7 protein-coding genes and 1 rRNA gene are annotated in these 13,989 nt (G+C 67.7%); 4 read left to right on the forward strand and 4 right to left on the reverse strand.

Translation table 11 applies throughout. The annotated features are described in order from the left end of the window. Both J2Y49_RS18460 and J2Y49_RS18465 read right to left on the reverse strand, forming a co-directional pair. Window positions 1-88, reverse strand: a 16S ribosomal RNA gene (locus tag J2Y49_RS18460); the annotation flags it as partial. A 470-nt stretch (window positions 89-558) separates the two neighbouring features. Continuing rightward, entirely contained in the window at window positions 559-1,557 is a 999-nt protein-coding gene (locus J2Y49_RS18465) for an LLM class flavin-dependent oxidoreductase (RefSeq protein ID WP_310116337.1), read from the reverse strand. 559 nt (window positions 1,558-2,116) lie between these two features. Here J2Y49_RS18465 and J2Y49_RS18470 point away from each other — a divergent pair. From J2Y49_RS18470 to J2Y49_RS18480, 3 genes are all read left to right on the forward strand, one after another. Continuing rightward, window positions 2,117-4,774 (forward strand): ATP-binding protein, encoded by a 2,658-nt coding sequence (locus J2Y49_RS18470; RefSeq protein ID WP_310116338.1) that lies wholly within the window; start codon window positions 2,117-2,119, stop codon window positions 4,772-4,774. 137 nt (window positions 4,775-4,911) lie between these two features. Beyond that, on the forward strand, window positions 4,912-7,587 hold the full coding sequence (locus J2Y49_RS18475) for an HAD-IC family P-type ATPase (protein ID WP_310116339.1): 2,676 nt from the start codon (window positions 4,912-4,914) through the stop codon (window positions 7,585-7,587). 316 nt (window positions 7,588-7,903) lie between these two features. Then, the gene (locus tag J2Y49_RS18480) at window positions 7,904-9,379 is read left to right on the forward strand and encodes an L-lactate permease (protein WP_310116340.1); all 1,476 of its coding nucleotides are present in this window, start codon (window positions 7,904-7,906) and stop codon (window positions 9,377-9,379) included. 8 nt (window positions 9,380-9,387) lie between these two features. Here the strand turns inward: J2Y49_RS18480 and J2Y49_RS18485 are convergent, their stop codons facing one another. Next, on the reverse strand, window positions 9,388-9,882 hold the full coding sequence (locus J2Y49_RS18485) for a BLUF domain-containing protein (protein WP_310116341.1): 495 nt from the start codon (window positions 9,880-9,882) through the stop codon (window positions 9,388-9,390). A gap of 766 nt (window positions 9,883-10,648) precedes the next feature. On the opposite strand from J2Y49_RS18485, the gene hflX reads away from it, so the two are divergent. Beyond that, entirely contained in the window at window positions 10,649-11,995 is a 1,347-nt protein-coding gene (hflX, locus tag J2Y49_RS18490; RefSeq protein WP_310116342.1) for a GTPase HflX, read from the forward strand. A 138-nt stretch (window positions 11,996-12,133) separates the two neighbouring features. Here hflX and J2Y49_RS18495 read toward each other — a convergent pair whose 3' ends face one another. Continuing rightward, a complete protein-coding gene (locus J2Y49_RS18495; RefSeq protein ID WP_310116343.1) occupies window positions 12,134-13,939 on the reverse strand; it encodes a carbon starvation protein A in 1,806 nt (601 codons plus the stop codon). Window positions 13,940-13,989 lie beyond the last annotated feature (50 nt).

Genomic DNA, 13,989 nt, shown 5'->3' on the forward strand with positions numbered 1-13,989 from the left:
GCCACTAAGGCCGAAGCCTTCGTTCGACTTGCATGTGTTAGGCATGCCGCCAGCGTTCGTTCTGAGCCAGGATCAAACTCTCAGGTTCAGATCGCCAACCGAAGCTGACGACTGACAGGACCGCCTTAGCGATCTCCTGAAACGTCGATACTGTTACAGTTTCTCTGCTCAAAAGATGCACAGACGATCCTCATTGTGCCGATCCCCTTCCGGAAACCCGCACCCCAAGGCCGCAACGGCTACCAACTGCCGCCGCCTGCGCATCCCTTCTCACAACACGGTATAAACTTGTCAAAGAACCCGCAGCGCCTCAGCGGCACCGCCCGAACCATTCCGCGGCGCCTGCAGTTTGCAGCGCCGCGTCTTGTTCGCTTTATCTAGAGGACTTTACTTTCACTGTCAACCTCTTTTTTTCGAGGTGCTCGGCAGTTACTTGGTCTGACCTCTGTTTCCCTTGAAGCGACACTGTCTTGCCGACCGTGCTGCGTCGCGGGAGGCGGTGTATAGGCCGACCGACCGACCCGGCGCAAGCGCTTTTTTCCGACCCCCGCGGATTTTTCAGCCGAGCCGCTCGCGCAGTTCCGATCCGATCTGGAACGAGCGCAGCCGGGCGGCGTGGTCGTAGATCTGTCCGGCCAGGATCAGCTCGTCCGCCTGGGTGGCGCGGATGACCTCCGACAGCTTGGCCGCCACCTGATCCGACGTGCCGACCGCCGCCATGGTGCCGAGCGCGCGCTCCACCATCATCTTCTCGGCCGGGCTGCTCCACCACGCCTCGATGTCGTCCACCGGCGGGGGCAGCTTGCCCGGCGTGCCGCGGCGCAGGCTGGCGAATTGCTGCTGGGCGGAGGAATAGATGCGCCGCGCCTCGGCCTCCGTATCGGCGGCGAACAGGTTGACCGCGACCATCGCATAGGGCTTGTCCAGCGTCGCCGACGGCTCGAAGCGGGCGCGGTAGATCGCCAGCGCCTCCATCAGCATGTCGGGCGCGAAGTGCGAGGCGAAGGCGAAGGGCAGCCCCAGCATCGCCGCCAGCTGCGCACTGAACAGGCTGGAGCCCAGCAGCCACAGCGGCACCTTCAACCCGGCCCCCGGCACGGCTCGGATGCGCTGGTTCGGCTCCGGCTCTTCGAAATACATCTGCAGTTCGACGACGTCCTGGGGGAAGCGGTCGCCGCTGTCAGTCATGTCGCGGCGCAGAGCCCGCGCCGTCATCATGTCGGTCCCCGGCGCGCGGCCGAGCCCGAGGTCGATGCGGCCGGGATAGAGCGATTCCAGCGTGCCGAACTGCTCCGCCACCATCAGCGGCGCATGGTTGGGCAGCATCACCCCGCCCGAGCCGACGCGGATAGTCGAGGTTCCGGCGGCGACATGGGCGATCACGACGGCCGTGGCGGCGCTGGCGATGCCCGGCATGTTGTGATGCTCGGCCAGCCAATAGCGCTTGTAGCCCCAGCGCTCCGCATGGCGGGCGAGGTCCAGCGTGTTGCGGAAGCTGTCGGCGGCGGTCGCCCCCTGCACGATCGGGCTGAGGTCGAGGACGGAAAAGGGGATCATGGCGCAATCCATAATGTGGGCCGGCTTGCGGCCAGTGGTTAATAGGCAAGGTATGGTCGCGAAGACACGAGTTCCACGCCCCACGCCCGCGCGGCTGCCTTGCACCGGCCGGCGCCATCCGCTCCACCTTCTCCCGCTTGCGCCTGGATTTCAGGGTCAACAGCCACGCAGCCAAGGTCGGCAGGGCTGCTTCCGTATAACCGGACCAGCACAAGAAACCGATGGCAGTCGCAATGATCTCGACAACATGGGCGGGAGCCTTGACGTCACGCCAACATGACGAGGCAAGAAACCTACTCCCAAATGGCTAGAGGAGCTGGATTGCCACTCCTCGGACGATTGAATATCCTCGCGCCATGATCCGGACCAAATCCCTCATTTTTTGTCGGAGCATTCGGCATCGGCGCCCGGGACCGGCGCTGGCCGATGTGAATGGCTTGTGGATGACCGTCTTCGGGGTGTCCGGCGCATGATGCCCGATCGGGTCTGGGCGGATGCGGCCCGGCTTCGCCACGCCGATAGCCGCGATATGGACGGCCCAGGCTACAGGAACCGGGGCATGCCGGGGGGCACGCCGGACATCTTCACCGGCGGCGGGGAGATGGGCGCGCGGATGCGGGCGATGGACTGGTCCGCCACCCCGCTCGGTCCGACGGAGGGCTGGCCGCAGTCGCTGCGCACCCTGGTCAACCTGATGCTGACCTCCAGCTTCCCGATGTTCGCGGTCTGGGGACCGGAACTGACCTTCCTCTACAATGACAGCTACCGCCCGATCCTGGGCGACAAGCCTGAGGCGCTGGGCCGTCCCTTCGCCGAGGTATGGGCCGACATCTGGGAGGATCTGGTCCCCCTGGTCGTGCGGGCGCTGGCCGGCGAGGCGACCTACCACGAAGACCGGCTGCTGGTGATGCAGCGCCACGGCTATCGGGAGGAGACCTATTTCACCTTCTCCTACAGCCCGGTCCGCGACGAGACCGACCGCGTCGCCGGCATGTTCTGCGCCTGCACCGAAAACACCGCGCGGGTGCTGGCGGAACGGCGGCTGACCTTCCAGCTCGATCTGGCGGAGCGGCTGCGCGGGCTGAACGACCCGGTCGGCGTCACCGCCGCCGCGGCGGAGGGTATCGGCCGTCATCTGGGGGTGGCGCGGGCCGGCTACGGCCGCATCGATCCCACCAGCGCGACGGTATCGGTGGAGCGGGACTGGAGCGACAGCGGGATGACGAGCCTGTCCGGGGAGACCCGGCCGCTCGACAGCTTCGGCCCCGCCGTGATCGCCGAACTGCGGGCCGGATACACTCTGCGCGTCGATGATGTGGCGACCGACCTGCGCACCTCCGGCAGCGGACCGGCGGCTGCCTTCGCCGGCATCGGGGTGCGGTCGCTTCTGGTGGTGCCGCTGCTGAAGGCCGGTCAGCTGACTGCCATCCTCTACCTGCACGAAGCGAAGCCGCGCCATTGGACCGAGGCCGACGCGGCGCTGGCGGAGGATGTGGCGGAGCGGACTTGGGCGGCGGTGGAGCGCGCGCTGGCCGAAGCGGCGCTGCGCACCGCCAACCAGGCCCTGATGCGCGAACGCGCGGCGGTGGAGGCGGCCAACGCCCGGCTGGCGGCGGAGGGGGAGCGGCTGCGCACCCTGTTCCGGCAGGCGCCCAACTTCATGTGCGTGCTGCGCGGCCCGGACCATGTCTTCGAACTGGCCAACGATGCCTATCTGCAGTTGGTCGGCCGCCGCGATCTGGTCGACCGCCCCGCCCGCGAGGTCCTGCCGGAGGTGGAGGGACAGGGCTTCTTCGAACTGCTCGACCGCGTCTACAGCTCCGGCGAGACCTTCGTCGGGCGGAACATGCCGATCCGCTTCCAGCGCCGTCCGGACGGGCCGCTGGAGGAACGATTCCTCACCTTCGTCTACCAGCCGATCAAGGGCGAGGCGGGACAGGTCACCGGCCTGTTCGTGGAGGGCAGCGACGTCACCGAGGCCAAGCGGGCGGAGGAGGAGTTGCAGCAGCTCAATGCGACGCTGGAGGCCCGCGTCGCCGAGGAGGTGGCCGAGCGCGAGCGCGTGCAGGTGGCGCTGCTGCAGACCCAGAAGACCGAGGCGCTGGGCCAGATGACCGGCGGCGTCGCCCACGACTTCAACAACCTGCTCCAGGCCCTGTCCGGCTGCCTGCACATGATCGAGAAGCGGGCGGAAGGAACGCGCATCCAGCCGCTGGTCGATGCCGGCCGGCAGGCGGTCGACCGCGGCGCCAAGCTGGTGCAGCAGTTGATGGCCTTCGCCCGCCGCCAGGCGCTGCGGCCGGAAACCGTCGATCTGCGCGACCGTGTGCTCGGCATGTCGGAACTGCTGAACCGGGCGCTGCGCGCCGACATCCGGCTGGAGATCGACTTCACCACCGGGTTGTGGCCGGTGGAGGTCGATGCGACGCAGTTGGAGCTGGCCCTGCTGAACCTCGTGGTCAATGCGCGCGATGCGATGCCGGAGGGCGGGGTGCTGACCATCCATGCGGACAATGCGACGCTGGAGCCGAGAGACCCGCAGGCGCCCGACGGGCTGTCCGGCGACTTCGTGCGGCTGACGGTCAGCGACACCGGGACCGGCATGCCGGCCGAGGTGAGGGCGCGCGCCTTCGATCCCTTCTTCACCACCAAGGAGATCGGCAAGGGCAGTGGTCTCGGCCTGTCGCAGGTCTACGGCTTCGCCCGCCATTCCGGCGGCACCGCCTGGATCGAGAGCGAGGAGGGACGCGGCACCACCATCGGCCTGCTGATCCGCCGTTCCGGCACCGCCCCGCAGGCGGAGGCCGAGCCGGCGGCCGAGGCGGCCGGCGCCACCCGCGTCGGCGGCCATGTGCTGGTGGTGGAGGATGACCCGATCGTCGCCCTGACCGTCGCCACGGCGCTGGAGGATGCCGGCTTCACCATCACCCGCGCCGCCACTGCGGACGAAGCGCTGCCGCTGCTGGCGGCCGGCCGGTTCGACCTGCTGTTCAGCGACGTGGTGATGCCCGGCACCATGAGCGGCGTCGATCTGGCCCGCACCGTGCGGCACCTCTACCCCGGCCTTCCGGTGGTGCTGGCGACCGGCTACAGCGAGGAGGTGGCCCGCGCCACCGGAGTGATGGTTCTGCCCAAGCCCTACCGCATCGAACATCTGGTCGGCGTGCTGGATACGGTGCTGGCTGACTCTGGCCGCCCGCCTCCCGGCTTCGGTTAAGACACTGGACCGTTCGATGATTGAGCCAGATTAAAGACGCCTTGCGGGCCCGATGCTCTACTGATGGAGTTCAACCAGAGAGGCACTTCATGGCACCGCTGGCCGAATCAGGCTCCACCACCCGAACGCCCGCCCAAATGCCCACCGATACCCCATGGCATGCGCTCGACGCCGCCGACGCCGCCGGCCGGCTCGGCAGCCCGGACGAGGGGCTGAGCGGCACAGAGGCCGCGGCACGGCTGGAACGCTTCGGTCCGAACCGGCTGACCCCGCCGAAACGGCGGCCGGCCTGGATGCGCTTCCTGGCGCAGTTCCACAACCTGCTGATCTATGTCCTGCTCGCCTCCGGCGCGGTGGCGCTGCTGATGCGGCACTGGACGGACGCGGGCGTGATCTTCGGCGTCGTGCTGGTCAACGCGCTGATCGGCTATATCCAGGAGGGCAAGGCCGAACAGGCGCTGGAGGCGATCCGCAACATGCTGTCGCCCCAGGCGGTGGCGATGCGCGACGGCCATGCCGTGACCCTGGCAGCGGAAGAGTTGGTACCGGGTGACCGGGTGTTCCTCGCCTCGGGCGACCGGGTGCCGGCCGATTTGCGGCTGGAGCGCACGAAGGGGCTGCTGGTGCAGGAGGCGGCGCTCACGGGCGAGTCCGTCCCCGCCGCCAAGGCTTCCCTCCCCGTTGCCGCCGATGCGGCTCTGGGCGACCGCCTCGGCATGGCCTATGCCGGCACGATGGTGGTCCAGGGCCAGGGCACCGGCATCGTGGTGGCGACCGGCGACGGCACGGAAATCGGACGCATCGGCCATCTGCTGGCGTCGGTCGCGTCGGTGGAAACCCCGCTGCTGCTGCAGATGGCGCGGTTCGGCCGCTGGCTGACCGGCGGTATCCTGGTGCTGGCGGCGTTCACCTTCGCATTCGGCCGGCTGGTGCATGGCGAGCCGTGGCAGGACATGGTTCTGGCGGCGGTCGGGCTGGCGGTGGCGGCGATCCCGGAAGGGCTGCCGGCGGTGATGACCATCACGCTGGCGGTGGGCGTGACCCGCATGGCCAAGCGCAACGCCATCATCCGCCATCTGCCGGCGGTGGAGACGCTCGGCTCCGTCGGCACCATCTGCACCGACAAGACCGGCACCCTGACCCGCAACGAGTTGCTGGTGCAATGGGTGGTGACGGCCGACGGCACTTACCGCGTCGGCGGCAGCGGCTATGCGCCGGAGGGGGAGTTCAGCCGCGATGGCCGGCTCTCCGACCCGGCCCGCGAGCCGGTGCTGCTGGATCTCGCCCGCGCCGCCCTGCTGTGCAACGACGCCGACCTGCATCGAGGTTCCGGTGGTGAATGGCTGCTGGCCGGCGACCCGACCGACGGCGCGCTGCTGGCGCTGGCGATGAAGACGGGGCTGGAGCCGGGCGACGAGCTGGGCCGATGCCCCCGCCGCGACGCCATTCCCTTCGAATCCGAACGCCAGTTCATGGCGACCCTGCATCACGACCATTCCGGCCACGGCATCCTGGTGGTGAAGGGCGCGCCGGAACGCGTGCTGGCGCTGTGCGAACGCGAGAAGCGGGCCGGCGGCAGCGTTCCGCTGGACCGGGAGCGCTGGTCCGCCATGACCGCCGATCTGGCCGGCCAGGGGCAGCGGGTTCTGGCGCTGGCGATGCGCCGCACCTCCATCGACCTGTCGGAACTGATCGTCGACGACCTGGGGGACGGGGGGCTGGAGCTTCTGGGCCTGTGCGGCCTGATCGACCCGCCGCGGGAGGAGGCGCTGAGCGCAGTCGCCGCCTGCCGTCAGGCCGGGATCACGGTGAAGATGATCACCGGCGACCATGCCGCCACCGCCGCCGCCATCGGCCGGACCTTCGGCCTGCCGGACGGCGTCACCAGCGGACCGGAGCTGGACCGTATGGACGAGGCGGGCTTCGCCGCCGCCGCCCGCGCCAACAGCGTCTTCGCCCGCACCACGCCGGAGCACAAGCTGCGCCTGATCGCGGCGCTCCAGGCGGACGGCGGGACAATCGCCATGACCGGCGACGGCGTCAACGACGCCCCGGCGCTGAAGCGCGCCGACGTCGGCGTCGCCATGGGCCGCAACGGCACCGAGGCGGCGAAAGAGGCGGCGGCGATGGTGCTGGCCGACGACAATTTCGCCTCCATCGTCCACGCGGTGGAGGAGGGGCGCACCGTCTACGACAATCTGCGCAAGACCATCCTGTTCATGCTGCCGACCAACGGCGCCCAGGCGGTGGTGATCCTGGCGGCGGTTCTGTCCGGCACCATCCTGCCGATCACGCCGGTGCAGATCCTGTGGGTCAACATGGTGACGGCGGTGACGCTCGGGCTGGCGTTGGCCTTCGAAGCGCCGGAACCCGGCGTCATGGCCCGCCCTCCCCGCCCGCGCGACGAGCCTATCCTGTCCGGCCTGCTGATCCGCCGGATGCTGGTGGCGCTGGTCCTGCTGGTGGCCGCCAGTTTCGGCTTCTTCTATTTCCAGCGGATGCAGGGGGGCGGGATTGAGGTGGCGCGCACCATGGCCGTCAACGCCCTGGTGGTGGGAGAGATCTTCTTCCTGCTGAACGCCCGCGGCCTGCACAGCCACGCCGGCCTGCTGGCCGGCATCGCCGGCAGCCGGCCCGTCTGGCTTTCCATCGCGCTGATGACCGTCCTGCAGCTGGCCTTCACCTACGCCCCGCCGCTGCAGTCCCTGTTCGGCACCGCCCCCATCGGCGCCATCGCCTGGGCAGCCATGATCGCCGCCGGAGCCCTGCTGTTCCTGCTGGTGGAACTGGAGAAGCGGCTTTCGAAAGGGTAAGCCGCTCCGGTATGCACACATCTCAATATCTTGTAAGGTATCAGGACAAGGTTGCTTTCTCGGCCGTCATTCCCGCGAAGGCGGGAATCCAGCCACATCCGCCGCTGATCTGCGGAGTTTCCTGGATCCCCGCCTTCGCGGGGATGACCAGGGGTTCCTATTCGTCAGTAACCTACCCCCGCCCTTAGACCTGTGCATACCATCCCCCCGCCTGAAGAGGCCCCGCATGGTTGCGACCTGGGCGATATACTAGTATCCCAAGGAGACAGCCGCCGTCAGTGCCGGCCCTCCCCTTCCGGAACCTTCCCGCCCGATCATGACCCTCGCCTTCCACATGATGCCGCTCGTCGGCACGATCCTGCTTCTTGCCTCCCGCCGTGTCAGCCTGCTGACGGCCGGGCTGGCCGGCATGACGCTGGCGTTCATGACGATGATCGCCGCGCAGGCGCCGCTCGACAGGGTACCGGACATGGCGGCACTGACCATGGCGGCGGTCAAGGCCGGCGAAGGGGCGTGGCTGGCGTGGCATGCCATGTCGATCATCGCCGCCGGCCTGCTTTTCCACCGCGCCTATGAGGCCCGCGGAATCCCCGCCGCCGCAATCGCGCAGGAGAACCGCCGGCGCGCCGTTTTCGTCGCCTGCTTCCTGGTCGGCCCCTTCGCGGAGTCGGTGACGGGGTTCGGCGTCGGTCTGGTCGTGGCCCTCGCCATGCTGCGCCACATGGGGCTGCCGCCGGTGCAGGCCGCAGCCCTCGGCCTGTTCAGCCAGGTGCTGGCGGCCTGGGGCGCCATGGGAGTCGGCACGCGGGTCGGCGCCGAGTTGATCGGCGTGTCCTTTACCGAGCTCGGGACGGCCAGCGCCCTGCTGATGGCGGTCGTGCTGCCCTGCCTGCTCCCGGTGTTCTGGGGGCTGATACATAGCTGCGGGCTACGCTCCGGCCTGCGCGAGCGGGCGGCCGACGTCGCCCTCCTGCTCTTCCTGGCCGGGCTGATCTGGCTGACCAACCGCTTCGTCGCGCCGGAGCTCGGCGGCGGGCTGGCGACCGGCGTCCTGCTGGTGCTGGTGGAGGGGCCGCGCCTGCTGCGCAGCGACGCCGGACTCCGCGACCTGATGAAACGGCTTTGGCCCTATGTGCTGCTGATCGCCGCGCTGATGGCGACGCGGCTGCTGCCGCCGCTGTCGGACTGGACAGGCCGCTGGCTGGTGCTCGACCCGTTCGGCGGACTGGCCCCGCTGGCCCTGCTGCGCCATCCCGCGACATGGCTGGTGGTGATCGCCGCCATCCTGCTGGCCGGTTTGCCGGCCGCCAAGGCGGGAGAGGTGGTCCGCGGCGCCCTTCGCGCGGCGCTGGTGCCGATGGCGGCGACGCTGGTTTTCGTCGAATTCGCCGCCTTCATGGCCGCGTCCGGCGGCGCGGCGATGTTCGGCCAAGCCTGGCGCGAGGTCGCCGGACGCTTCGCCGTGCTGGCGACCCCGGTGTTCGGCGGCGCCGCCGGCATGCTGACCGGCTCCAACACCGCGTCCAACGCCCTGATGATGCACATCCAACTGAGCCTCGCCGCCGAAAGCGGCCTGCCGCCGATGCTGACCGCGGCGGTCCAGACCGTTTCGGGGAGCATCTGCACCATGCTGACCCCCGGCCGCATCGTGCTCGCCGCCGGCCTCGTCGGGCTGCAGCAGGCGGAAGGCGCCATCTACCGCCGCGCCCTGCCGATCGGGCTGGCGACGATCCTGTCGCTGCTGGCCGTCGTCGTCCTGGTGGCCGGGGCCAAGGCCTGGGGCTTGGTGTAGGTCCCGGCTTACCGCCTGATCATGTGACGGATCCGCGGGATCCGGCCCAGCCTGTTTCCGGTGGCTGCGGGGGCCATGCCGGTTACCGAGCAGGCATGGCGGTAAGCCATCGCAAGAACCCCCATGGCAAAAGCGGGATCCATGGGTTGGGACAGCATCTCGTCGCATGAGTATCCCGATCCGAACACCTTCGTCCAGAATGTGTCGTCGTCCAAGAACATCACATTCATGGCCCAGACTCCGAACCGCCGCCGGGGAACATCCTGCTCGGAATAGACGATCTCGATGTGGTCGTGGCGCGAGTCCCTGTAGATGCGGTCAAGTGTATCGCTGACATCGCGAACCTGTCCTTCGAGCGACTGAAGGAACACGCCGCCGCATTCAACCATGAAACCGGTGACAGCGGCCTTCCTGTTGTTCCGTGCCGCCGCAAGGCATAACCGCTGGATGTCGAGATAGGAAAGAAGCGTCGTCAATTGACTTCGGAAGACAACCTGCAGCATGCTCGCGTCTCCGGCGGAGAGGTCTAAACTATTCGGACACTGACGTGACTCCTTGAAATTATTCCAACCACGAACATTGTCACGGCTCAAAAAAGCCGACTAGCTCTCCGGGCGGAATCGGCAACGAATGGCTGTGGTCAACCTGTCCGAACGGTCAGGAACGCAATGGCCGAAGGTGCCGCCCCCGGCTGCGCGCTCGCCGTTAGCCCACAGGAGCCAAGCACCGGTGAGCGACAGCACTGTGACGGCGGTTCCTGTGAAGGCGATCAGGATCCGGCCCAGCAGGCCGTCATGCCACTCGAACCCCACGCCGTAAAAGTTGTATTTGAAGCTGTGGCAGAGCAAGCGCCTGCACCGGCCCGGCTTGCGGAGCAATCAGAAAAATCGGTCCGGCACCCTTGTTTCAAGCGACAGAATCCTCATTTTTAGCGATGTCGGCGGTGACGCCGAGCCTCCCCAAAATCCTGGCCCACAACCCTGGTCGGATACCCCGTGTCGATCCCATTCCCGGGCTCCACGGCAACTTTGGTGATCTCCTTGATCTAAGTTCTCCAGTTCGGCGTCCCTGTTCGGGCATGCCGACGCCTTCCTCTCCGGCCTGATGAAGTGCAGGCTGCCAGACTCCCCCCGATCGTGCGCCGCCGGCCGGGCCGGAGAGGGCCCCTCATATCCGCATCCTGTGGCGATGCGCGCACTCCGGCAGCGTCGAATGCCGGATTTTTGCAGCCTGCCCGCGCATCCGGCGCCGGGCCGACGAAGGAACCCTATGGGTACGAATCCGCACACCGACACGAATACCATCGAAACCCCGCGGTCCAGCCTGGGCCGCGCCCTTGTCCTCCACCCGGTTCTTCGCGGGACCGAAACCGACCGCAGCCCCGATGCCTCGCTTGAAGAGGCGGTGGGACTGGCGGCGGCGATCGAGCTTGAGGTGGCGCAGGCCGCCGTCGTCAAGGTCAACCAGCCGCGCCCGGCCACCCTGCTGGGCGGCGGTGCCATCGAGCAGTACGCCAAGCTGCTGGACGACGCGCGGGAGGCGGGCGAGGACATCGACCTCGTCATCGTCGACCATGCGCTGACCCCGGTGCAGCAACGCAATCTGGAAAAGGCGTTCGGGACCAAGGTGATCGACCGCACCGGCCTGATCCTGGAGATCTTCGGTGCCCGCGCCCGCACCCACGAAGGCCAGCTTCAAGTCGAATTGGCATCGCTGACCTACCAGAAGTCCCGGCTCGTGCGGTCCTGGACCCACCTTGAACGTCAGCGCGGCGGCTTCGGCTTCCTCGGCGGTCCCGGTGAATCCCAGCTCGAACTTGACCGTCGCCTGATCGGCAACCGCATCGTCAAGATCAAGCGGGAACTGGACGACGTTCGCCGCACCCGCGGCCTGCACCGAAAGGCGCGCGCCAAGGTGCCGTACCCGGTGGTGGCGCTGGTCGGCTACACCAACGCCGGCAAGTCCACCCTGTTCAACCGGATGGCCGGTGCCGACGTTTTCGCGAAGAACCTGCTGTTCGCGACGCTCGACCCGACCATGCGTCAGGTGGTGCTGCCGTCGGGCCGCAAGGTGATCCTGTCCGACACGGTCGGTTTCATCTCCGACCTGCCGACCCATCTGGTCGCGGCCTTCCGCGCCACGCTGGAAGAGGTGCAGTCGGCCGACATCATCCTGCATGTCCGCGACATCGCCCATCCCGATACCGAGGCCCAGAAGGCCGACGTGGAGGCGATCCTGACCGACCTCGGCATCGATCCGGAGCGCGATCCCCGCGTGGTCGAGGTTTCCAACAAGATCGACCTGCTGGATGGGGCGGAACTCGACGCCGCCCTCGCCCGCGCCGGACGGTCCGGCAACGCCTGCGCCGTTTCGGCGGCGACGGGGGACCGGCTGGACACGCTGTTCCGCATCCTCGACGACCGGATGACCGCCGGCCGCGAGCTGGTGGAACTGGATGTGGAGCATGGCGACGGGGCGACCCTCGCCTGGCTCTACGCCCATGGCGAGGTGGTCGGCCGCCGCGACGACGACAGCCACGCCCATCTGCAGGTGGCGATCGAGCCGGCGGTTCTGGCCCGTATCGCTCCCCTCGCCCAGGCGCGCGCCGCCGCCTGATCGGGTATCCATCATGATGTGGGACGTCCCACATCGTCGCGGAGAACCGCAAACGAAAAGGGCCATGTGGGACGTCCCACATGGCCCTTTTCGTTTGTCAGGTTCCGGTCCCGATGGACCTCTGTCCGGGAAGGTTCCTCATTCAGCCGGGGTGGCCACCATCGGAACTTCCAGGGCGCGGGCCTGGAACAGCTCCCGCCACTTCTTGAGGGCGGCGATCAGGATCACGAAGCCCAGCGTCAGCATGATGATGGAGATGCCGGCGTTGAAGGGGTTGTAGCCCTTGGCCGCCTTGTTCAGATAGACGTTGGCGATCATCCAGTAGCCGGCGACATTCACCGTGACGAACAGGTAGGCCAGCGGGACCAGGCAGGTCAGCATGTAGATCCGCTTCTGGGCCAACCGCAGGATGATGGTGGCGCCGATGATCAGGCCAACCGAAGCCATAAGCTGGTTCGACACGCCGAACAGGGCCCAGACCGAGTTGATGTCGCCCGAGGTCAGCAGATACCCCCAGGCCACGCAGGCGATGACGCTGGCGATGATCGAACCGGGGACCCAGTCCAGCCGCTTCATCGGGGCATAGACGTCGCCCAGCAGGTCCTGGATCAGGTAACGGGCGACGCGGGTGCCGCTGTCCACGGCGGTCAGGATGAACACCGCCTCGAACATCACGACGAACTGGAAGAAGTAGGAGGCGAGGCTGTTGAACCACGGAACGCGGGTGAAGATCTCGGTCATGCCGACCGCCAGCGTCACCGCGCCGCCGGTGCGGCCGTAGAGGTCGAGGCCGATTTCCTGGCTCAGCCGCGGCAGGTCGACGACGGTCATGCCCAGGGCCTTGAAGGCGGCCGGCGAAGAGTTGATGGCGAAGTAATCGGCCGGATGCAGCGCGGTCGCGGCGATCAGCGCCATGACGCCGACCAGGCATTCCGCCAGCATGCCGCCGAAGGCCACCGGACGGATGTCGCTCCACTTGTCGATCAGCTTGGGCGTGGTGCCCGACCCGATGAAAGCATGGAAGCCGGAGATGGCGCCGCAGGCGATGGTGATGGAGATGAAGGGCCAGACCGGGCCGTTCAGCACCGGGCCGCCGCCATGGATGAAGTCGGTCAGCGCGGGGAAGCGGATCTCCGGATTGATGAAGACGACGCCGACGACCAGTGCGCCGAACACGCCGACCTTCATGAAGCTGGACAGGTAGCCGCGCGGGGTCAGCAGCAGCCAGACGGGAAGGGCGGTGGCGAAGAAGGCATAGATGGGCAGGATGACGGCGACGGTCTCGGCATGCAGCGTCAGCCACTCGCCCAGCAGCGTGCCCTGGATGTACGGGCCGGCGAAGACCGAGGCGGCGATGGCGGCGATGCCGACCTGGGTCGCACCCTTGGACGAGCCGGTGACCTTCTCATACAGGCCCAGCGCGATGGCGATCGGGATCGTCATGAACACCGCGAAGGCGCCCCAGGCGTTGCGTTCCAGCGCATGGACGACAACCATCGACAGGCCGGCCATGGTGATGGTGATGATGAACAGCATCGCCAGACCGGTGCACCAGCCGGCCACCGGGCCGAGTTCGGCCTTGGCGACCTCGGACAGCGATTGGCCCTTGTGCTTCATCGAGGCGAACAGCACGACCGTGTCGTGCACCGCGCCGCCGATGACGCAGCCGATCAGCAGCCACAGGAAGCTCGGCAGATAGCCGAATTGCGCGGCCAGGACCGGACCGACCAGCGGGCCGGCGGCGGCGATGGCGGCGAAATGCTGTCCGGCATTCACCCACTTCTTGGTGGGCACATAGTTCTTACCGTCGGCCAGGATGTGGGACGGAGTGACTTCAGAATCGTCGGCACGAAGAACCTTGCGCACGAAGAACACGCCGTAAAAGCGGTAGCAGAGCGTAAGGATGCAGAGTGTCGCGATCACAAAGGTTAGAGCGTGATCCATGACGGCTCTCCTGAAAAGGACGTGCCATCGGTCTACGCCGCCACGTCGAA

Origin of the sequence: Azospirillum sp. BE72 (assembly GCF_031455875.1) — a bacterium.
In the GTDB taxonomy this organism is placed as follows: Bacteria; Pseudomonadota; Alphaproteobacteria; order Azospirillales; family Azospirillaceae; genus Azospirillum.

Excerpts from the sequence above, each read along its gene's own strand:
- hflX (WP_310116342.1), top strand. The coding sequence starts at position 10,649 with ATGGGTACGAATCCGCACACCGACACGAATACCATCGAAACCCCGCGG.
- J2Y49_RS18485 (WP_310116341.1), bottom strand. The coding sequence starts at position 9,882 with ATGCTGCAGGTTGTCTTCCGAAGTCAATTGACGACGCTTCTTTCCTAT.
- J2Y49_RS18495 (WP_310116343.1), bottom strand. The coding sequence starts at position 13,939 with ATGGATCACGCTCTAACCTTTGTGATCGCGACACTCTGCATCCTTACG.
- J2Y49_RS18465 (WP_310116337.1), bottom strand. The coding sequence starts at position 1,557 with ATGATCCCCTTTTCCGTCCTCGACCTCAGCCCGATCGTGCAGGGGGCG.
- J2Y49_RS18470 (WP_310116338.1), top strand. The coding sequence starts at position 2,117 with ATGCCGGGGGGCACGCCGGACATCTTCACCGGCGGCGGGGAGATGGGC.
- J2Y49_RS18480 (WP_310116340.1), top strand. The coding sequence starts at position 7,904 with ATGACCCTCGCCTTCCACATGATGCCGCTCGTCGGCACGATCCTGCTT.
- J2Y49_RS18475 (WP_310116339.1), top strand. The coding sequence starts at position 4,912 with ATGCCCACCGATACCCCATGGCATGCGCTCGACGCCGCCGACGCCGCC.